Origin of the sequence: Marinobacter azerbaijanicus, assembly GCF_030250645.1 — a bacterium.
Lineage (GTDB): Bacteria > Pseudomonadota > Gammaproteobacteria > Pseudomonadales > Oleiphilaceae > Marinobacter > Marinobacter azerbaijanicus.
Window position 1 is genome coordinate 19,292 of the sequence record NZ_JASSVS010000007.1, and the last position, 18,151, is coordinate 37,442.

General features: G+C 54.1%; 21 protein-coding genes. 11 read left to right on the forward strand and 10 right to left on the reverse strand.

What is annotated here, in order from left to right; genetic code table 11:
- Window positions 1–12: 12 nt before the first annotated feature.
- The 5 genes from QPM17_RS14265 (at window position 13) to QPM17_RS14285 (ending at window position 4,729) form a co-directional block, all read left to right on the forward strand.
- On the forward strand, window positions 13–471 hold the full coding sequence (locus QPM17_RS14265) for an ATPase (RefSeq protein ID WP_285391485.1): 459 nt from the start codon (window positions 13–15) through the stop codon (window positions 469–471).
- Window positions 472–519: 48 nt separating this feature from the next.
- On the forward strand, window positions 520–2,031 hold the full coding sequence (locus QPM17_RS14270; RefSeq protein ID WP_285391486.1) for a thymidine phosphorylase family protein: 1,512 nt from the start codon (window positions 520–522) through the stop codon (window positions 2,029–2,031).
- 2 nt (window positions 2,032–2,033) lie between these two features.
- Window positions 2,034–2,945, forward strand: a complete 912-nt coding sequence (locus tag QPM17_RS14275) for a ribose-phosphate diphosphokinase (protein ID WP_285391487.1) — start codon at window positions 2,034–2,036, stop codon at window positions 2,943–2,945.
- On the forward strand, window positions 2,945–4,300 hold the full coding sequence (locus QPM17_RS14280) for an MBL fold metallo-hydrolase (RefSeq protein WP_285391488.1): 1,356 nt from the start codon (window positions 2,945–2,947) through the stop codon (window positions 4,298–4,300). Before QPM17_RS14275 ends, QPM17_RS14280 begins: the two co-directional genes overlap by 1 nt.
- Before the next feature lie 156 nt (window positions 4,301–4,456).
- Window positions 4,457–4,729 carry a hypothetical protein gene (locus QPM17_RS14285; protein WP_285391489.1) on the forward strand — a complete coding sequence of 91 codons (273 nt, stop codon included), beginning with the start codon at window positions 4,457–4,459 and terminating at the stop codon, window positions 4,727–4,729.
- 42 nt (window positions 4,730–4,771) lie between these two features.
- Here QPM17_RS14285 and QPM17_RS14290 read toward each other — a convergent pair whose 3' ends face one another.
- The gene (locus QPM17_RS14290; RefSeq protein ID WP_285391490.1) at window positions 4,772–5,839 is read right to left on the reverse strand and encodes a phospholipase D-like domain-containing protein; all 1,068 of its coding nucleotides are present in this window, start codon (window positions 5,837–5,839) and stop codon (window positions 4,772–4,774) included.
- A gap of 51 nt (window positions 5,840–5,890) precedes the next feature.
- Window positions 5,891–6,931, reverse strand: coding sequence for a type II glyceraldehyde-3-phosphate dehydrogenase (locus QPM17_RS14295; protein WP_285391491.1), 1,041 nt, complete (start codon window positions 6,929–6,931; stop codon window positions 5,891–5,893).
- A 154-nt stretch (window positions 6,932–7,085) separates the two neighbouring features.
- Here QPM17_RS14295 and QPM17_RS14300 point away from each other — a divergent pair, with 154 nt between their 5' ends.
- Together QPM17_RS14300 and QPM17_RS14305 are read left to right on the forward strand one after the other, a co-directional pair.
- Complete coding sequence (locus tag QPM17_RS14300; protein ID WP_285391492.1) at window positions 7,086–7,244, forward strand: NAD(P)-dependent oxidoreductase; 159 nt, start codon at window positions 7,086–7,088, stop codon at window positions 7,242–7,244.
- A complete protein-coding gene (locus tag QPM17_RS14305) occupies window positions 7,235–7,948 on the forward strand; it encodes a lycopene cyclase domain-containing protein (RefSeq protein WP_285391494.1) in 714 nt (237 codons plus the stop codon). The genes QPM17_RS14300 and QPM17_RS14305 overlap by 10 nt, the downstream gene beginning before the upstream one ends.
- On the opposite strand, the gene QPM17_RS14310 is transcribed toward QPM17_RS14305, so the two are convergent.
- A complete protein-coding gene (locus QPM17_RS14310) occupies window positions 7,939–9,237 on the reverse strand; it encodes an ATP-grasp domain-containing protein (RefSeq protein WP_285391495.1) in 1,299 nt (432 codons plus the stop codon). The two genes, QPM17_RS14305 and QPM17_RS14310, sit on opposite strands and share 10 nt — an antisense overlap.
- A gap of 452 nt (window positions 9,238–9,689) precedes the next feature.
- On the opposite strand from QPM17_RS14310, the gene QPM17_RS14315 reads away from it, so the two are divergent.
- The 4 genes from QPM17_RS14315 to QPM17_RS14330 all read left to right on the forward strand — a co-directional run bounded on the left by QPM17_RS14315 (window position 9,690) and on the right by QPM17_RS14330 (window position 12,648).
- Window positions 9,690–9,914 carry a DUF2933 domain-containing protein gene (locus tag QPM17_RS14315; protein ID WP_285391497.1) on the forward strand — a complete coding sequence of 75 codons (225 nt, stop codon included), beginning with the start codon at window positions 9,690–9,692 and terminating at the stop codon, window positions 9,912–9,914.
- Window positions 9,904–10,554, forward strand: coding sequence for an isoprenylcysteine carboxylmethyltransferase family protein (locus tag QPM17_RS14320; RefSeq protein WP_285391498.1), 651 nt, complete (start codon window positions 9,904–9,906; stop codon window positions 10,552–10,554). Before QPM17_RS14315 ends, QPM17_RS14320 begins: the two co-directional genes overlap by 11 nt.
- Window positions 10,555–10,633: 79 nt before the next feature.
- The gene (locus QPM17_RS14325) at window positions 10,634–11,533 is read left to right on the forward strand and encodes a DMT family transporter (protein WP_285391499.1); all 900 of its coding nucleotides are present in this window, start codon (window positions 10,634–10,636) and stop codon (window positions 11,531–11,533) included.
- Between the two features lie 149 nt (window positions 11,534–11,682).
- Window positions 11,683–12,648 carry an outer membrane lipoprotein-sorting protein gene (locus tag QPM17_RS14330; protein WP_285391500.1) on the forward strand — a complete coding sequence of 322 codons (966 nt, stop codon included), beginning with the start codon at window positions 11,683–11,685 and terminating at the stop codon, window positions 12,646–12,648.
- A 309-nt stretch (window positions 12,649–12,957) separates the two neighbouring features.
- Here the strand turns inward: QPM17_RS14330 and QPM17_RS14335 are convergent, their stop codons facing one another.
- The 7 genes from QPM17_RS14335 to QPM17_RS14365 all read right to left on the reverse strand — a co-directional run bounded on the left by QPM17_RS14335 (window position 12,958) and on the right by QPM17_RS14365 (window position 17,663).
- A complete protein-coding gene (locus QPM17_RS14335; protein ID WP_285391501.1) occupies window positions 12,958–13,599 on the reverse strand; it encodes an RES family NAD+ phosphorylase in 642 nt (213 codons plus the stop codon).
- Between the two features lie 29 nt (window positions 13,600–13,628).
- A complete protein-coding gene (locus tag QPM17_RS14340) occupies window positions 13,629–14,075 on the reverse strand; it encodes a hypothetical protein (protein WP_285391502.1) in 447 nt (148 codons plus the stop codon).
- Window positions 14,076–14,928: 853 nt separating this feature from the next.
- The gene (locus QPM17_RS14345) at window positions 14,929–15,531 is read right to left on the reverse strand and encodes a 3'-5' exonuclease (RefSeq protein WP_340366894.1); all 603 of its coding nucleotides are present in this window, start codon (window positions 15,529–15,531) and stop codon (window positions 14,929–14,931) included.
- Between the two features lie 342 nt (window positions 15,532–15,873).
- Window positions 15,874–16,341 carry a nucleotidyltransferase domain-containing protein gene (locus QPM17_RS14350; protein ID WP_285391503.1) on the reverse strand — a complete coding sequence of 156 codons (468 nt, stop codon included), beginning with the start codon at window positions 16,339–16,341 and terminating at the stop codon, window positions 15,874–15,876.
- A 279-nt stretch (window positions 16,342–16,620) separates the two neighbouring features.
- Window positions 16,621–16,830, reverse strand: coding sequence for a hypothetical protein (locus QPM17_RS14355; protein ID WP_285391504.1), 210 nt, complete (start codon window positions 16,828–16,830; stop codon window positions 16,621–16,623).
- A 12-nt stretch (window positions 16,831–16,842) separates the two neighbouring features.
- On the reverse strand, window positions 16,843–17,481 hold the full coding sequence (locus tag QPM17_RS14360) for a metallophosphatase domain-containing protein (RefSeq protein WP_285391505.1): 639 nt from the start codon (window positions 17,479–17,481) through the stop codon (window positions 16,843–16,845).
- Window positions 17,478–17,663, reverse strand: a complete 186-nt coding sequence (locus QPM17_RS14365) for a hypothetical protein (protein ID WP_285391506.1) — start codon at window positions 17,661–17,663, stop codon at window positions 17,478–17,480. Before QPM17_RS14365 ends, QPM17_RS14360 begins: the two co-directional genes overlap by 4 nt.
- Window positions 17,664–18,151 lie beyond the last annotated feature (488 nt).

The window sequence follows — 18,151 nt, forward strand, 5'->3', positions numbered from 1 at the left end:
AGGTAACTCTGTATGGATATCAGAACATTTCGAGAGCTGATTGAATGGACACGGGATCTGCATGCCAACCTGGCACGTTGCATGTCCCATTGCGCGACAAAGAATGAAGAGGAGCGAGCAAAGGCGTTGTTGGACTACCTGGCAACCCATGAGTCCGAAATGGAGCGCATCGTCAATGAATTTGGGCGGCAGGGAGATACCAAAGCCCTGGAGACCCGGGTGTACGATTATCTGTCTCATAACCCGATCAAAACCCACCGAACCTGCGACGAGCCATACGCGAAGCTTGATTTTGCTGGCATCTGCCGTGAAGTCTTCGACTTCCATGATCAGATTCTTGATCTCTATAAAACCATGGTCGGAAAAGCCGAGATTCCTGAAGCAAAGGAGCTGCTTCAGTCGCTCCTGACCATGGAGCAGAATGAATCCATGCGTCTGGCCCGTCAGATTGGCCGGATGGACGATCTCTGAGAGATATCGATATCCAAGGTTGTATTCGGTGTTACCTAGCGAGGGATTATGGATTCTGCCAGTCAACTAAAAGCCTTCCTGATCGGCATTGATACGCATCAAGAGCCCATCATCTACATGCGGGACGATTGTGATGTGTGCCGCTCGGAAGGATTTTCCGCACGGTCGAGGGTGAGGGTCACGGCAAACAGACAGTCTGTAATCGCGACCCTGAATGTGGTCCATGGTGACACGGTTCCCGAGGGCTATGCGGGGCTGTCCAACATTGCCATGAAGCGGTTGGGGGTGTCGTCTGGTGACCCCGTTTCTGTGCATCACGCCCCGGTTACTGAATCACTGAGTCTGGTGCGCAGGAAAGTGTTCGGCCACGAATTGAGTCAGGACGAGCTGACCAAAATCGTCTCCGATATTTCCGAACATAAATACAGTGATCTTGAAATCGCCTGTTTTTTAAGTGTTTGTGCGGGCGGACGTTTAACTCTGAATGAAATCACAGGTCTGACCCGGGCCATGGTGGCCAGCGGAGAGCGCCTTCATTGGGAGGGCGCTGCCCGGGTGTTTGATAAGCATTGTGTGGGTGGCCTCCCCGGAAACAGAACCACACCGCTGGTGGTTGCCATCGTCAGCGCGGCAGGACTGGTAATGCCCAAGACGTCCTCCCGCGCAATCACCTCACCTGCGGGTACAGCGGATACGATGGAAGCGTTAACAACCGTCAACCTGAGTCTGGCTGACCTTCAGCGTGTCGTCAGGAAGACGGGCGCGTGCCTTGCCTGGGGAGGGGCCATCAACCTCAGTCCGGCGGATGATCTGTTAATCCGTATTGAGCGGGCACTGGATCTCGACGGAGAAGGGCAACTTGTGGCCTCGGTTCTATCGAAGAAGCTTGCCGCGGGTTCAACCCACGTGGTGATTGATATTCCAGTGGGCATCACAGCAAAGGTTCGAAGTCATGAAGAGGCTGATCGACTTTCCTTTTTGTTTTCTGAAGTGGGCGCTGCCTGCGGGTTGGTCGTCCGTTGTGTTCTGACGGATGGCAGCCACCCGATCGGCTCGGGCATAGGGCCGGTGGAGGAGGCTCGGGATGTGATAGCGGTACTTCAGGGAAGGCAGGAAGCTCCGGACGACCTTAAAGAGCGAGCGTTGCTCCTGGCAGCTCATGTGTTCGACATGGCGGATGGCTGCGGAATTGAGGAGGGGCAGCAGAAGGCGCGGGATATACTGGAAAGTGGCAGGGCTTGGGAGCAGTTCAGGCGCATTACTGAGGAGCAGGGCGGGCTGAAGCAGTTGGGGAGTGCCAGGTTCAGATACCGACAGCTCGCCACCGACCCGGGGACAATCCTGTCTGTTGATAATCGCCGGCTGGCTCGGCTGGCCAAACTTGCTGGTGCACCGGAGAGCCCTGCGGCGGGGTTGCGGCTGTTTGCCAATGTGGGTGACACCGTTGCTGTGGGGGATTCGCTCTACGAACTGCTGAGTGACAGCACCGGCGAACGGGATTACGCCCTGGCCTATATCGCGGGTGAAGCACCTATTTTTACCCTTCAAACGGAGAGTTGACCGTGGGCAGTAGCGAACGAGCAGTTCTGTTTTGCCTCGAAAACCATCCCCTACGGGAAAAGCTGTGTGATCAGCTTGGTCTGGAGCAGGGGCATCAGGAGTTTCGCAGGTTTCCCGATGGTGAGTCATACCTGCGAATTCATACACCGGTCAGCGGTGCCCACTGTGTTGTACTGGCAGACCTGTCCAACCCGGACGCCAAGTACCTTGCCCATCTGTTTCTTTTCGAGACTCTGCGGGAACTCGGTGCAAACTCGGTGGGGTTGGTGGCTCCTTATTTGTGCTATATGCGCCAGGACCGTCGCTTCCGGGACGGGGAAGCGGTCACGTCCCGTGTGTTTGCACGATCGTTGTCGTCCCATGTCGATTGGTTGATTACGGTTGATCCGCATTTGCACCGATATCACTCCCTTGGCGAGATATACAGCGTACCCACCCAGGTTGTTCAGGGATCACCAGCACTGACGGCGTGGCTTCGGGGTCAGGATGAGATTTTACTGGTGGGCCCGGATGCCGAGAGTGAGCAATGGGTTTCAAGTATTGCACAGGCCAGCAATCATCCTTATGTCATCGGTGCCAAGCAGCGCCTGGGTGACCGACGCGTTGAGGTTTTATTGCCGGATATTTCCCGGTATCGCGGCCGTAAAGCCATCATCATCGACGATGTTATTTCCAGCGGTCGTACCATTGGGGAATGCGTCAGGGCGCTCAGAGCCCAGGGCATGAACGCTGTTCTTTGTGCGGCGGTGCATGGCATTTTTGCCGAGGCTTCGGATCAATACCTTTTGGGCACCGGCTTACAGGCTTTGGTGACGACCAACACCATTCCGCACAGTACCAACGCAATTGATGTCAGTGAATTGCTGGTTCCGCCTATCAGGCGTTTTCTCGATCAAGACAGGAGTAAGAGCTGATGAATATTACATTTCTGGGCGGTGCGGAGACTGTTACCGGATCCAAGTTCCTGGTCGAAACCGGTCAGACGCGGGTTCTGGTCGATTGTGGCCTGTTCCAGGGTTACAAGTGGCTGAGAAAGCGCAACCGGGAGCCATTACTGTTCGATATAGCATCACTGGATGCAGTGCTTTTGACGCATGCACACCTGGACCACTCGGGCTATATACCGGTGCTGTACAAGCAGGGTTTTCGTGGGGCCGTATATACTCATCACGCAACCCGCGAGCTGAGTGAGATACTGCTGGCGGATAGCGGCCATCTCCAGGAAGAGGAGGCGCATTATCTCGGTCGCCACAAACTGAGTAAACATGAAACTCCGGAGCCTCTGTATAATCAGGATGATGCGGACGCCTGTATGGAGTTGTTTCAGCCGGTAGACTTTCATGAAGAAGTCCAGCTCGGTGATATACGCTTCCACCTTCGGCCAGTTGGGCACATTCTCGGTGCTGCCTGCATCATTATTGAGACGGAAGGTAAACGCATCGGTTTTTCCGGCGATGTTGGGCGCCTCAACGATATTTTCATGAGGCCACCTGCGCCTCTGCCGGCTCTGGATATGCTGATGCTGGAGTCAACTTATGGCGATCGTCGCCACGACGACGTGGACTCGCTGTCACAGTTGGCAGACATCGTCAACGAAACCGTTAACAAAGGGGGCAATATACTGATTCCGGCCTTTGCCGTGGGCAGGGCGCAGGTGTTACAGCATATGTTCACTATCCTGATGAAGGCAGGGCGAATTCCAACGTTGCCAATTTACCTGGATAGCCCCATGGCAATCGATGTTTCCGAGATTTACTGCCGCTACGAGGATCAGCACCGATTGAGCAGTTCCGAGTGCCACGAAATGTGTAGCACCGTTCATTACAGTCGCAGTGTTCAGGACTCCAAGGCGCTGGCTGACCAAGCATACCCCCACGTAATTATTGCCGGAAGTGGCATGGCAACGGGCGGACGTATACTTCATCACTTCAAGCGCCTCTTGGGCAAGCATCGCACAACTGTCATCTTCGCCGGTTATCAGGCAGGGGGGACAAGAGGCGCCAAGATGGTTGGCGGAGCGGAAAGGATCAAGATCCACGGTGACTGGTTTCCTGTCAAGGCCAGACTGGAAGTGTTGAGTGGGCTTTCCGGGCACGGGGATTTCGCAGAGATTGAACAGTGGCTTGCTCAGAGTGACCTGGCCCCCGAAACGCCGATCAACCTGGTTCACGGTAACCCGGAGGCGCTGGAGGCCATGCGAGATCACCTGCGCATGAATACCCGGTTTGCAGTAGACGTGGCGAGCTACCGTTCGATTCTGCGGGTCTGAGTTCGCAAGAATCAGCCGTGTGCTATGGACAGTCATCCTGTTGAGGAATTTGCACTGGCTCCAGCAGCGAGGCAGTGACTGGGCCACCCGGTGGTAATAGCCAATGGCAGGCGCATCGACCAGCGTTCGAGCATATTCCAGCAGGGGGGATGCAGTGTGGTAAGCCTTCTTGAGCCCGGTCGTTTTCGCAGTCCCCGGGACAGCATGCAAGCCGAGCACCGATTCGCTACCCGGGGTAGCAATGAGGTGTTTCCCCGCGATACCAGATTGAGGGTGTTTGTGTGCCATATGCGGCCGGAGGAGTTGGTGGGTGTCTGTCGACCGCTGGATTTGGGGCTGGAGCGCACGCTGGCGTTTGGCTACACGAATCATGGTGGCACCCTCGATACAGCGGGGCTGCTGACTCTTCATGAAAGCCTGGGAGAGTGAGAGGTGTTATTATGCCACTGTGGCTCCGGGTCGCCCCGTATTCTACAACCACCGGCGTAGAAGTCTTCCCAGCATATCGTAAAGGTAATTTATAGCTGCACGGTCTCTCCAGGCTTCGCCGGTGACTTCATGGCAATCCTGAAGATCCCTCAGGACTTCGGACTTTAACTGCCTGTTGAGCGTTCTGTTTCCCGAGACCAACGTCAGCTCGTAGTTAAGGAACATGCTCCTGTAGTCGAAATTCGCTGTTCCTATGTTGGCCCAATCCTCGTCAATGAGCAGAAGTTTGGAGTGCAGTAACCTGGGCTGAAACTCGAATATGCGAATGCCATTCGCCAGTAAGTCTCCGTAAATGCCTCGGGCAGCCCATTGTGCCGGGGGCGAGTCGGTTTTGCGGGTGGTCAGGATACGTACATCGACACCCCGCTCGGCCGCGAGAATAAGCTGTTTGCGTAAGCCCCGATCCGGAATGAAATAAGGACTCTCCAGCCAGATGCTCTCTGATGCTCGGGCCAACTGGGCTTTAATGGTACATCGCAACAGAATTCGGCAGCCACGTGTTGTATTTGGGATGATCCGGTCATTGCTGCCTGGCTGCCTGCGTGGACTCCAGTCGGTGAGCCCGCACCAGGATGCGTTGAACAGCCCCTCAGCCTCCGCGGCCAGTGGCCCGGTAATGTACACGTGCAGGTCACGCCACCGAGTTTCACCGTATACTTGCCTTGAGGCCTCTCGATGAATGTTGAATCCGCCTAGATAGGCAGTTTCACCATCAATGACCAGCAACTTACGATGATCACGGCGATTGTAGCGCATGGGTTGACGCCAGCTCCAGCGGTGGAAACGCTTGAGGCGTACCCCGGCAGCTGTGAGAAGGCGACTCTGAGATCGTGTGAGCACTCTGCCAGAGCCCATGGCGTCAATGTGAATGCGTACGTCGAGGCCGCGTCGGGCCTGATTCATCAGCTCATTGAGTAATGCCCAGCCCACTTCATCCCCGGCAAGGATATACGACGCCAGCACTATGCGCTGGGAGGCAGCGCGGATAGAGTCGATCATTGCCTCGTAAAGGTCGTCCCCCTCTCCAAAAATCCTGAAGATGCCAGTCATATCTCGCCCTTTGTTCCCGGCTGACCCAAGCCCATGGCTTACCGCGTGCATCTACAGGTCGAGCGAGCCTATACCGAGGCTGTCATTGGTGGCTTTGATTGACTTTCCGGCATCAGGCTCGACCCGGGTGAGTGCGCGAATGGCGTCAATGGTTTCCGGAATGACGATTGCCTGGTTATCGACCATGTAAGCATAGAACAGTTCACTGCCCTGGACCTTGAGCATGTCCTCCCAGAGCGCGACCTCATACAGGCTGTCATGAGGCCGCCCCAGGTCCGCCATGAACTCCTTGATACTGTTGATGGCGGTGAACCCGTCGCCGGTCCTGATAAGGGAAATGCGAGAGGAGGAGCGAAACGCATCGAGAACCTCGTCTTTACTCGCTTCCCGCGTCATCTGCACCGACCAGTAATGAATGTGTGCGAGCGTTTGCGGGATCTTGACAGCCATGGTTACGACATCCAGGTCGGGGTCAACCGTTTGTGCGTCCGGCCCCTGATGGCTCGGGATCTCTGGTTCCGGAACGACGGTATTCATAATTCCACCCATGTGACTTTCCCACGGGTCGGTGGCGCGCCGCAAAAGCGTTCCTCGTGCACGCAATAACAGTCCATGCCGCTTGAGTGCCGTCAGGGTCCGGATAATGGACGTTGTATTGCACGACACAATGCGCGTGCAGTCACGACCGACGGCACTGTCATAATTTGACTCGGCAACGAAGGAGTGGGATGTGCCTTCATGGGGTTCGCCACCCTGGACAATATACTTCAGGCCCCGCTGCCGATAGGTTTCCATATTCTTGCTCGCCAGGTGCTTTGGCGTGCAGTCGATGACGATATCTGAGATTTCAAGCAGGTTATCAAGGGTGCCTGCAACGTCCATTCCGGCGGCGCGCATGCTAGCAACGTGCTCCTGCGTTGCGCCGAAAAGTGGATAGCCCTTTCGCAGGGCAGCCCGCGGTCGCCAGTCTTCGGCAACGTCGGCTACGCCGGCCAGTATCATATCCTGCTGCACTGCGACCGCATCGGCCACTCGCTTTCCAATAACGCCATAGCCATTGATGGCGACCCGAATGGGTGTCTGAAGTGACATTTCGGTCCTCCGATGCCAGAGCCTGAGAAAAAGGCAATTTGCTTACCAGGAATGATGAGTATAGTAGTGGAAACTGAATTCCGGCTGAACCGCACGGGATGAGTGAGCTCCGAGTGTGTCCGCAAAAGGCCGGAACCATTTCAGGGGGGGGATTATGAAGATCGTGTTTTTATCGGGCCGGGAGTTCGCCAAAATGAAGCCCGGCGTGGTACTCATTAATACAGCTCGGGGGTCAATTCTTGATACCCAGGCCCTGCTACGTGACCTGGCGAGTGGGAAAGTGGCCGCTGCCAGGACAGTTTCATGTCGATGACTTATACATATCTGGTGTGGAGTTTATTGTTGGTGCTCGTGTGGGGCGTGGTTTTCATCTTTACCGGCAATAGAAGAAAAATGCTGAAAATAAGCCTTGGTACAGCTCCCCTTGGCCTGACCGAACCCTTCTTTTACCCGGAATACTGGAGCCCTCCTACCTTATTTGCACTGGGTGAAAACTACGGTTTTGATGTGGAGAGTCTTTTTTTCTCCTTTGCGGTGGGCGGGTTGGCCTGCTCACTCTATGAGCTTGGTTCGCGTTCGACAACACAGCCAATGCCAGCCAATCACAAACAACACGTAGGCAGGCATCGTTTCCATGCCCTGGCATTGGTCTCGCCCGCGTTTGTTTTCGCTTTTCTGGAACTGGCCACCGGCCTTAACTCAATATACACGGCCTCTCTCGGCCTGTTGTTCGGAGCGATTGCCACAGTTATATGTCGAGTCGATCTGCTCGGCAGTGCAATTAAAGGCTCGGCTGTATTTACCCTGTTTTATTTCGTCTTTTTCAGCGCAATGAACTGGTCCCACCCGGGTTACGTCGATCTTTACTGGAATAACGCAGCTATCAGTGGGCTCCGGTTTTTTGGGGTGCCAGCAGAGGAATTACTCTTTGCTGCCACGCTGGGAGCATTATGGAGCAACTTTTACGAGCATCGCTACTGGCAGGTAAAGTCGAAGCATCCCCACGCTCACACCTGAAAGATCGGGGCAAACCCGCCTCCGGGCGTTCGAAAGTTGGTGGTCTGCCCTTTGTAGATGCGGGCAGCGGTAAGCAGCGTTGTTCCATCGTAGGTGTACAGGCGAATATCGACCTTTCCGGTCGTTACCGTGTCATCAATTTTGAGACCTCGCTCCCCCGGAGGGACGAGGTCCTGCGCAATGTAATCGCCCTCGAGAATGTTTTCGAACACGCGACGGGTCAGTTTTTCGCCCCGGTACACACCTTTACTGCCATGGCCTGAAAAGGGCTTGAAGAAGAGCCTGCGGCGATCTCGCCATAGCTCGGTCGCGTCATCCCTGGAAACCAGCCTGGTCTTTGGAACAGCCCTTCCCAGTAGCTCCACGTCCTTCGTATCCAGTCCCCATTCGCGCAAAGTCTGTGAGTCTGACAAGAGAGTCAGGTTCCGTTTGTCGGCCAGCACTGCGTGTGTTCGCGGGTTGGGCGTTACGACGACGGCGCCCTCGAGATAGGCCCGTCTTAACGTCGCATGGTTCGGCGCTTCCAGTGCGAAATCCACCAGCCTGTTGTACACCATATCAATGCGTTTTCCACCGTCGGTAAGCTCTCCATTGGCATACTCGAACTCGGCAGGGTCGAGGACCAGGGTTTCTATTCCCCGGGCCATAAGGAGTCGCTGGGCCAGTTGGAACTCCGGGAAAAGAAACTGACTCTCAGGGGCGTCATCAACGATGGCCAATCGCTGCGGCATCGACTCCCCCCGCTGCCTTTGCCATTCAAGTTTAAACATCTGGAACGCCGCATCATCGAACCTGTCCAGCGCCGGGCTGATGGCGGGCGCGTGTTGAGGTGGCTGGCAACATCGGCTTTGAGCCCGGGCGAGCACAGCGTTAAGAAAAGCACCGCCGGCATTGGTGTTGACCTCGATCAGTTGAGGGCCTTCGGGCCCCAGGTGAAAGTCATAGCCCATAAATGCCCCGACAGGGCCGGGATCGAACTGTGCGATGTCTGGAGCCCAGGACAGGACTTGTGTCAGGTAAGACGGAAGTTTGCTCGCTTTCTCGATCGCCTGGACGACTCCCTCCATCGTCAAAATATCTCTCTCGGGGACAAAAACGGCGGTATCCGAGAAGAAATGATCAAGCTCCGGGATCGCTGTTGCCGGGAAATCGATGCCAGCGTTGGAAAACTGGTCCCGAAGATTTGAGTTTAGGGCGTCTTGATCAAGGGTAATGCAGTAACAATGACGATTGAGTAGAGCTGCATTGGTACTGGCTGTTTGCTGGCTATTTCTAGTTTCGTCGTGCATTCGGACACCCCTGTCAGGGAGTTGCTTTGCTAAATGGGTGAAATCTGAGTCCTGGTCTAAAGCCGGGCGTTTGCTAGTGATACTGATCCATGTCAAATAGATGCATCATCCGGAATGGTTTACAGCTATGATTCAGCTTGGCATGTTCAACTCGGATTGAAGCAATCTTTTTGTTCGCAAGCGTGCAAACGTCGCTTATCTGGCAATTAAGAGCCATTCCGCCGTTTCGATCACAAGGTGGTTTTATTGTGGGTAGTTTGACAGCCCATGACAATCAGGAACCGCCCCTTCGTCCCGGGGGCTGACGGAAGATGAGCATGGTTCGCACCATGGGCAGTTGAAGTTTTCGCGACTGGCCCTTCTCCCAACTACATAGCGACGACGGGCAACGGCCAGACATTTGACGCGTGATGAAGACTGCGGGTTTGGTTTACTTACACAAAGGAATAGTGATGGATCGGCGCTTTAAAATTACATTGGCAGTATTCGCGGTCATAGCTCTGTTTTTGCTTTGGGGCGAGCACAGGGTTCATCTTCTCGGCGCCTTGCCCTGGCTGATACTTCTGGCGTGTCCGTTTATGCACATATTCATGCATGGTGGGCACGGTGGTCATGGCCACCACAACCAGCACGGATCACAACACGGAAAGACTGGAGATCAGCGAGATGAACAGTGAGTTACCGAATTATGGCCTATGGGGGCTGGTGGTACTGAATTCGGCAATTTTCATCTTCTTTGCCTTCAGTTTTTTCAAACCTCAGACAAAACGGGACTGGCGCTCGTTTGGTGCGTTCAGCGCCTTTCTTGTTGCCTTGTTCACGGAGATGTACGGCTTCCCGCTGACGATCTACTTTCTCTCGGGTTGGCTGCAGTCACAGTACCCCGATGTGAACTGGTTTGCTCATGACAGCGGGCACTTGCTCGAAATGTTGTTTGGCTGGCAAGGCTCCCCGCATTTTGGACCCTTCCACCTGTTGAGCACGGTGTTTATTGGTGGAGGTTTCTACCTGATCGCAGCAGGCTGGCGCACTCTGTACGCGGCTCAGAAAGCGGGGAAGCTTGCCACAACCGGACTCTACGCCTATGTCCGCCACCCTCAGTACGTGGGTTTTGTTCTGATTATGTTTGGCTTCCTCCTGCAGTGGCCGACGCTACTGACCCTGGTGATGTTCCCGGTGTTGCTCTGGATGTATTCACGGTTATCCATCGGTGAGGAGCGGGAAGCCGAAAAGACGTTCGGGGAGGCCTGGCGACATTATGCCAACAACACGCCGAGGTTTTTCCCGCGATTGCGGGGATTGGGGCGCCAGGTTTGAATATAAGCCATACTTCTCAGAGGAGTAGGCCAAGGAGCTGTTGGTGGGCCAGTCACTATCGATACGTACAGTAGCCGGCATGATGCTTGTCGCCTTTCTCTGGGCGATTTGCTTTCCCTTCATTGTGGTGGGCTTGCCAGATGCGCCACCTTTGCTTTTTGCCGCTTTACGGGCATTACTGGCGGGCCTCTGCCTGATTCTGATCGCCGTTGGAAAGGGCAGACGAATTAGTTTCTCGCCTCGAAGATTTCTCATGTTGACTGTGATTGGCTTCAGTTACACCGGCATGGGCCTTGGAGGAATGTTTCTCGGAGCTGGCAAACTGGGCCCAGGACTTGCAACGGTGCTGGCAAACGCACAACCGCTTTTTGCAGCGGTTCTGGCGCTGTTCATTTTTAGGGAAGTGGTCACCGGGCGCGTGTTCGCGGGACTGATCGTTGGCTTTATCGGGGTTGTGGTACTTGCGACGCCAGAGATGGAGTTTGGTAACGCCAGGTTTACAGGGGCGGTCTATGTTCTGGTCGGCGCCATTGGAACCGCCTTCGGGAACGTGCTACTCAAATATCAGGCCGGCAGCGATGATATTTACTGGTCCATGGGTATTCAGCTTGTCATCGGTTCGGCATTCCTGGGCATCGCGTCCGTGGGTCTGGGTGAGGGCATGGCGATTGACTGGACCTGGTCGTTTTCCTCCGCAATCTTCGTTTTGGCTATTCCAGCGACGGCTTTGATGGTTGTTCTGTGGTACTCATTGCTGGCAAGCGCTCCTTTGAACAGCCTGAATTCGTTCACCTTTCTGACGCCTGTGTTTGGGCTTGTTATTGGCATACTGCTGTTTGGCGAAACCTTTAGCTTCGTGGAGATCATCGGCATAGGAATCACAATTGTGGGTCTGGTTATCGTTGTGAAGGCCCCACGACGTCCCGCCGTCGTTTCCGAACGTCGGGAACAGACGAAGGTAGCCGGCCACATCTACTGAGAAAGAACCTGGTCTATGAAACTCTGGATAAGCGCTCTTGTTTTGTTTGCCATATCGGCTCGTCTTCTCGCGACTACTCCCTCGGCTGTTTCCTTGATCGAAGGCATGGAGCAGACTCTCTGGTCAGAAGTAACCACGGCCGGTACGTTATGCGTATCGAGAGCGAGTACTGGACCCGGGAGCTGCAGCTGGAAGCCTGGATGGATCGGCCCGATCACACCCTGATCCGCATTCATCCGCCGAAAAAGGAGGCGGGCGTGGGGTCGCTGAGGATCGGCGATGCTATGTGGAACTCCCTTCCGAAAGTAGATCGCACCATCGCGATCCCGCCGTCGATGATGCTCCAGCCATGGATGGGGTCCAACTTCAGCAACGATGATCTGGTCAAGGAAAGCTCCTTCGTTGACGACTACACCCATGAGTTGGCCGGGGTCGATGACTCTGGCGAGGTGACTGTCTACCGGGTCGCAACGGTCGCACGCAAACTTCTGAACTCGCTCGAAACCCCTTTTCCGTTTGAGGGCACCGATCTTCGTGTCTCTATCGGGATCGGAACCAGCATCGGGATTGCAATGTACCCTGAAGACGGGGCGGGGGCGGAAACGCTGGTAGAGCGGGCAGACTCCGCCCCGCCGCGCGTGCATCTACACGGTAAAGGCGATAAATGGCGCATTTGCCCATTGTGGGAGGAAACCAGCCAGCTACTGCGACAGCTGCTGGAGCAAACGGGGGCGATCATGCGTCCGCAGAAAGCGGTCTTCACTTCCGCCCTGGGACAACCATTAACCCGCTTTGGAATCTATAAGATCGTTCGCAAGCACACGCAGTATCTGCGGGAGCAGCAACCATCAACACCACGGCGAATTTCTCCCCATTGTCTGAGGCACTCCACAGCGGTTCACCTGCTTGAAGCGGGTGTCGAGGTTAACGTAATCCGGGCCTGGTTGGGGCATGTCAGCCTGGAGACCACAAATCGCTATGCCGAGCTGACCTTGCGCATGAAGACCGAAGCTCTGGCGCAGTGCGAACCACCGACACAGCCATCCGACTCATCCCTCGGAAAACCACACTGGCGCGACGATGCCGATTTGCTGAAATGGCTCGATTCGCTGTGAACATTATGTTGCCAAAAACCAGAGCACCACCTTGTGCCGGCTGACTTCCGAGTCTGTAGGGCACATAACGCGGGCGGCAACATTACATGGATAACCTCTTCGCTGGCATCTGGCCTTCTCCGGATGAAAAGGATCAGAGTACCGTTAAGTTATCCCGCGCCGGACGATTTTGACGGCGGTTCAGGCAGCCTGCCGGGGTGGCAGCTTTCGCGTGGAATGGGTGGCAGGCTTCGTCTGGAATCAGTGGCAACCTTGGTCTGGAATACGCACATTTACTCAAAAACTCAAATAAGTAAAGATGCGGCCTAATCACAGCGGATTATAGTCCTCGACATGGGCATACTGAGTAAAGCGCTCTCCGTCCCACTGCACAACATAATGACCGGCCTGGATAACCGGAGTGGTCGCAGATGGTCGTAATAGCGCAACGGCTTCAGCTCCTGGATTTCTCACGGAACTATATAGGATCCCGTATTCATCGGCGTTCAACAGGTCAGCAGCGGTTTTTTGCCCCGGTGCATAGTTGGTATCGTGCATGAATTGTGGCTGCTTCCGAAGATCAACGAGTGGTTCGGCTGTGTGCCCCGTATAACAACGTACGATGGCCGAATAATCGTTGGTAACTCCAAATTCCTGCCAGACTTCGCCTGTGTGAAAAACCCATTCCCGAAGCGCTGTTTCCAGAGAATCTACAGCATAGTAAGCCCCCCGGGCAGCCGTGTTGAACCGTCCCTCCGAGGGGTAACAGAAAGAAGCCATAACAGCTCCCCAACCTGGTCCGGCCCGATAATCTTTCTCATCGACATACCGGGGCCAGTGAACAACACGATCGCTGGTCGCAGATTCCAGCTCCGCAAGTATCATGGAGTCTGGACTCTCAAAGCAGTCGATTGGAGGGTATTTGCTGTGAATGATCCGGTGATGCTTCCATACAGGCTTTACTCGATCCAACTCATACTCCTTGTACTGCTTCGACGACTTTAACCTCGCATTGCATCCAGGTTGCGACGAACATAGTAGAGGGCATCCATAGAGCCTTGCTCAAGCAAATAGTCCCGGATCGACTGACCCTGCAGACCCATCAGATCGATGGGTTTTTGGAACCACTCAAAGGCCATGCTTTCATGTCCTGACGGTGTGATCAGCACGAGCGCCTTATGGATACCCAAGAGCAGACTGATTCGCTCCATGGTATCGCGGGATACTTCCACTTCCTGTCCATTGTTTATCCGTTTTTGCCAGTCGGTCAGTGTCCTCCGGCGTACGCCACCTAAAAGCACCCCTAGATCGTCCATAGTCAGTTCCCAGCGATCACGGCGCTCAAGCAACCAGCGAAGGCCTGCGGTACTGTGTTTGGCGGTCAGTGTAGGGCCAAATTGAGTAGGTGGGCTGGTATCGACCGGTTGATGTTCTTTCAAACCGAGCATAACTGCCTCCCATTGTGACTCCGTTCTTTCTTATCGTTTTTGATTTTTTCGATTCTGAGCGAAGTATAGGCACTATTCTGCCGGCGCGCAATATTGCTCAATTAATTAATATTTAGGCGATAATGCTCATAACGCACCAAGATATCTGTAGTTTTAAACGGGTGGTTAACGTCAACAAGTTCTTTGAGATAGGCAAAACTAGTACAGTATTCACCCGGCCTTCACAGCTTGTCAGTCACAACCGGTATCCAAATGTGCGGCAACAGTGTTGGACCCGCGTTCAAAGAGAGCGTTTTGCCAATGACTTCGTCAATCTGTGGCCTGTCGACTAAGGCTTAACAGAAGCAAAGGCGCTCAACCTCCGAACGAATGGCTACCCCCCGACGGGTTAGTGCGAATACGTGGCGAGATTTTTCCGTATCGTGAGGCAGTATGATTTGAAGCCGTCTCCGCCGGAAGCCGCGTGGTTAAAATCGTTTCTCGATGGCTGCCGCAGCTGGCCGACTGCTAAACTGATCGGTGACGTGATGCTCTCCGATGATTAAGGAAGTCCTCCATGGTAAAGAAAATGTTCACCGAGCAGGAACTGCTGGAGGGTCTGGAGCCCACACAGCCCATGCAGACGAGCTTGCTGAGCCGCTATCTCATGAGATGACGCCGCTGGAACGGCTAAAAGGGTCGGTCAAGCGCTATGAGAGACCTACAGACCCTGTCTGGGAAGAGTGGTTCGATTCTGACGAAGGCGTGACTGAAGATTTCATGGAAGATCGGGGGCAGCCCCGGAGAGACGAGAAATAAGCCCACCCTATAAGGTCTCCTATTGAATTGGAATTCGGATCGATAATAGCTTTCGCTATTCGCCGGCTCGCGTCAGAGCCTCATCCGCTCGCGTCCAATCCACACAGGAAAGCAGTTTGGCCGTATTCTTCGCGTCATCTAGCCCGCTGTGTTGATGCCCCTCGAATGAAAACGCGTGGTAGTTCAAAGCGTCTCTGAGGCTGTTTTTCTTGCGTTGTTTGGTGGTAAGTCGCCAGAGTTTGCGGAGATTAAGATGGTCATACCTCAGAAGTTCTGGAGTTGCGTTCCGCTTACTGCTATCGGCCTCCAAATGCAGCCTGTCGTAATTGCCCCAGCTTGCCCAGATAAATGAACTGTTTTGCACGCCGATCCAGTCGTTCAATCGTTGGATGGTGTCCTTGAAAGGCGTGGCCTCGCTGATCGTTTGCTGGCTGATACCTGTCAACGATTGGCAGAAATCCGACAAGCTCGGATGATCAATGGGCTTAACAAGGAAGGATGCACTATCCAGTAGCTGCCCACTGCGATCACACATCACGCAGCCCAGCTCAATAATCTCCATGTTCTCGACGCCCTGGCCTCGGCCATCCGGAAGCATCGAGCCCTCCCAGCAGGTTGATTCAACGTCTACGATCAGGACCTTTGGTGTCATCGGCATAGTGTAATTTGGAGTCAACAGAATGTGGGATTGATTGCCCTGGGGATCGCGCCTGCTTTCGACCTGGCGCCCATGGTACTCGACCGGGAGGCAGTTACCAGAGCGACAGTATGAAACAATTTCAGCAGCCACGCGGAGTGAGTTATGCCGCAATCATCAAGTGCCTGGCGCATGATCCCGAGGCGGCAACCAAAGCTCTGATAGACCGAGTTGGAACTTTGGCTAATTTCAGGGAGCGGGCCATCCGAAAAGGCCTTCCGTCATTGGTCAATAACAGCCAACTAATCCACCTGGACAGTTTCAGCTCAGTAGCAGGCGCCATTCAGGGTCAGTGGAGTGAGGTCAGGACTGCCAGATGATGATGCTCTCCCGGGCAATGTTTAGCAGAATAGTCGGGTTGGAATAGGCTTCTGGCTTGTGCCACTCGGTTTCCCAAATCGGGAATAGCTGAATCCGGACATCGGTCTGCAGCAGCACATCGAACGCAACCCCCGTCATGGCCAGCTTCGTTTCAACAAAATCCCCAGGCTCGTCACGCAGCATCACAGCTACATCAGCATCGCTATCCGACTGGTAATCGCCCCGGGCCCGGCTGCCGAAAAGAATCAGTTGGGCGACTTTGTATTGATCACTTAGCTTCTCGCCAAATGCCAGAACAGCCTCTTGGATATCAACCTGACCTTCCATCACGGACTGCTCTAGGCCCACGGGCTCCGCCTGCTGCCATTCCAGTAGCTCTGGGGGCATGGGCGAGCCAGGGTCGCATTGAGCAATCAGCTCTTCGAGCGTGTACGCGTTTCTTTCGGACATAGGTTTCTTTATCTCAAATTTCCACGCCGCCCGAGAATCACCGTGACAGGCATTGTTTTGCCTCTCTCCCCAGTGAACTTATCTACTGTAGAGTACTCGCCATCCCATTCCTGAGCGTTTCTATACCGAACCACGTCCAAAGCTTTCAGCTCGACAATGTCGTCATAACCCGTCTCATAGCCTTGGACAAGAACAATTGATTCCGGTGGTAGCGTTCTAAGTCGCTCTATCAGTTCAGCAGCGGTCATTTTTTCCTCACGGGCCTACCCATCTTCATTATCAAGAATAACCGCCGCTTTTCAGGTGGTCCAGGTAAGCTCGTACCTCATCGCCTCGGCCATTTGCGACGAGATCTTCCGCCGTTAAGTTACCAAGGGAAGGGATCTCTGTTGAGCGATACCAGGCCCAGGCCGCACTTTCTGAACCGGTCCAGGGCTGTGCTCGCTCAATAATGTCTTTCGCTTCCAGTTCCAGAAAATCAGATGACATCCTTCGATCTTCCTACTCATCAAGATCCAGCACAATCGGTGGGTTGATGGGTTTGTATCGAACAGTGCAGGTGCTGGCGTTGATCAGCCGCATTGCGCCTCGCACATACTCACCGTAACCCTCGTGAATGTGTCCAAAAACATGCGCCTTTAACGATAGCTGGTCGATTCGATGCAACAGATCCACGCACCCCGCGTTGTAACAACGAAATCCCAGAGACGCCTCATCACCGATGTTTTTTGGTGGTCCATGGGTGATCAACACATCGGTGTTATCCGGAATAAGATTCCATTTTTCACGCAATGGCTGACCCCTATCCAGCATAAACCACCAATCCATAAATGGCGGAGTCCAGGGCGAGCCCCAGAATCGGACGCCCTCAAGTTCAACGCCAGAGTCTTCCAGGTAGATCGCATTGTTCAAAGCTTCCCGCGCAAGATCCGGCGTTTCCTGAAAAGCCGCGTCATGGTTGCCAGCAATCACGATCTTGTGACGGTGGGGCAAGGTGCCGAGCCAGTGATTCAGGTCCTCGATGTCATCCAGATTACCCGCACCCAGGCAATCACCGGCGTGGATCAGAACGTCGCCGTCCGGAATCTCCGGGATTCGGCGGTGTAAAGAATGAGTGTCGGATATACAAACAATTTTCATTCATCTAAATCCAGATCCCGAAACAAGTCCTCAACGCTTTCAAAGCACTCACCTTTTCCATCCTCCAGTTCACGCATCGCCTCGGCCGTTTCTTTATTTGGTATCCGAGGTTTTTCGGGACTGGTTAACAACATACCCCCAATTGAGCAATCAATGTTCGGTGAGAGCCGGATAATATGCATGCAGGCTTTCCTTTCAGGCCATTAAAATTTTTCTATTCACCAAGATCAATCTATTCGCTAACCAACTCTAGAATAGCTGCTTTAGGCTTTCTCATCCCGGATTGAGCGTTCTGCTGATGTATAAACAGATCATGCAAACCACAGTTGTCGTCTCCCCAGTGGTCAGATATCTGGGGCTTTCGGCGCAAACAGAAAGGAATTAGTGGCGATCACAGTCAGCTTTCTGAAGAGGGAAGTGTGATCGCCCCGCACTGATCTTCGGTCGCAGCATACATTTCACCGATGCCCCCAACCCGTGAAGTCCATTTTACTCGTCGGGATCTCTCCTCACCGTCATTAAAGTCAATCAAAAGTTTCCAAAAAGCTACAACCTTCGGTTTTTCAGCCCTCGTTCCGAGCATTGTGACCCTTGCCCCTGTTTGGGTGTGTTACACCTAAAAACATGTCGCCCAAGTCAGCGCGAGAACGAGAGTGATCGCTCCGGCGCT

Coding starts and splice junctions, on each gene's coding strand:
- QPM17_RS14265 (WP_285391485.1), top strand. CDS start 13: ATGGATATCAGAACATTTCGAGAGCTGATTGAATGGACACGGGATCTG.
- QPM17_RS14270 (WP_285391486.1), top strand. CDS start 520: ATGGATTCTGCCAGTCAACTAAAAGCCTTCCTGATCGGCATTGATACG.
- QPM17_RS14280 (WP_285391488.1), top strand. CDS start 2,945: ATGAATATTACATTTCTGGGCGGTGCGGAGACTGTTACCGGATCCAAG.
- QPM17_RS14290 (WP_285391490.1), bottom strand. CDS start 5,839: ATGACTGGCATCTTCAGGATTTTTGGAGAGGGGGACGACCTTTACGAG.
- QPM17_RS14295 (WP_285391491.1), bottom strand. CDS start 6,931: ATGTCACTTCAGACACCCATTCGGGTCGCCATCAATGGCTATGGCGTT.
- QPM17_RS14300 (WP_285391492.1), top strand. CDS start 7,086: ATGAAGATCGTGTTTTTATCGGGCCGGGAGTTCGCCAAAATGAAGCCC.
- QPM17_RS14305 (WP_285391494.1), top strand. CDS start 7,235: ATGTCGATGACTTATACATATCTGGTGTGGAGTTTATTGTTGGTGCTC.
- QPM17_RS14310 (WP_285391495.1), bottom strand. CDS start 9,237: ATGCACGACGAAACTAGAAATAGCCAGCAAACAGCCAGTACCAATGCA.
- QPM17_RS14315 (WP_285391497.1), top strand. CDS start 9,690: ATGGATCGGCGCTTTAAAATTACATTGGCAGTATTCGCGGTCATAGCT.
- QPM17_RS14320 (WP_285391498.1), top strand. CDS start 9,904: ATGAACAGTGAGTTACCGAATTATGGCCTATGGGGGCTGGTGGTACTG.
- QPM17_RS14325 (WP_285391499.1), top strand. CDS start 10,634: ATGATGCTTGTCGCCTTTCTCTGGGCGATTTGCTTTCCCTTCATTGTG.
- QPM17_RS14330 (WP_285391500.1), top strand. CDS start 11,683: ATGCGTATCGAGAGCGAGTACTGGACCCGGGAGCTGCAGCTGGAAGCC.
- QPM17_RS14340 (WP_285391502.1), bottom strand. CDS start 14,075: ATGCTCGGTTTGAAAGAACATCAACCGGTCGATACCAGCCCACCTACT.
- QPM17_RS14345 (WP_340366894.1), bottom strand. CDS start 15,531: ATGCCGATGACACCAAAGGTCCTGATCGTAGACGTTGAATCAACCTGC.
- QPM17_RS14350 (WP_285391503.1), bottom strand. CDS start 16,341: ATGTCCGAAAGAAACGCGTACACGCTCGAAGAGCTGATTGCTCAATGC.
- QPM17_RS14355 (WP_285391504.1), bottom strand. CDS start 16,830: ATGTCATCTGATTTTCTGGAACTGGAAGCGAAAGACATTATTGAGCGA.
- QPM17_RS14360 (WP_285391505.1), bottom strand. CDS start 17,481: ATGAAAATTGTTTGTATATCCGACACTCATTCTTTACACCGCCGAATC.
- QPM17_RS14365 (WP_285391506.1), bottom strand. CDS start 17,663: ATGCATATTATCCGGCTCTCACCGAACATTGATTGCTCAATTGGGGGT.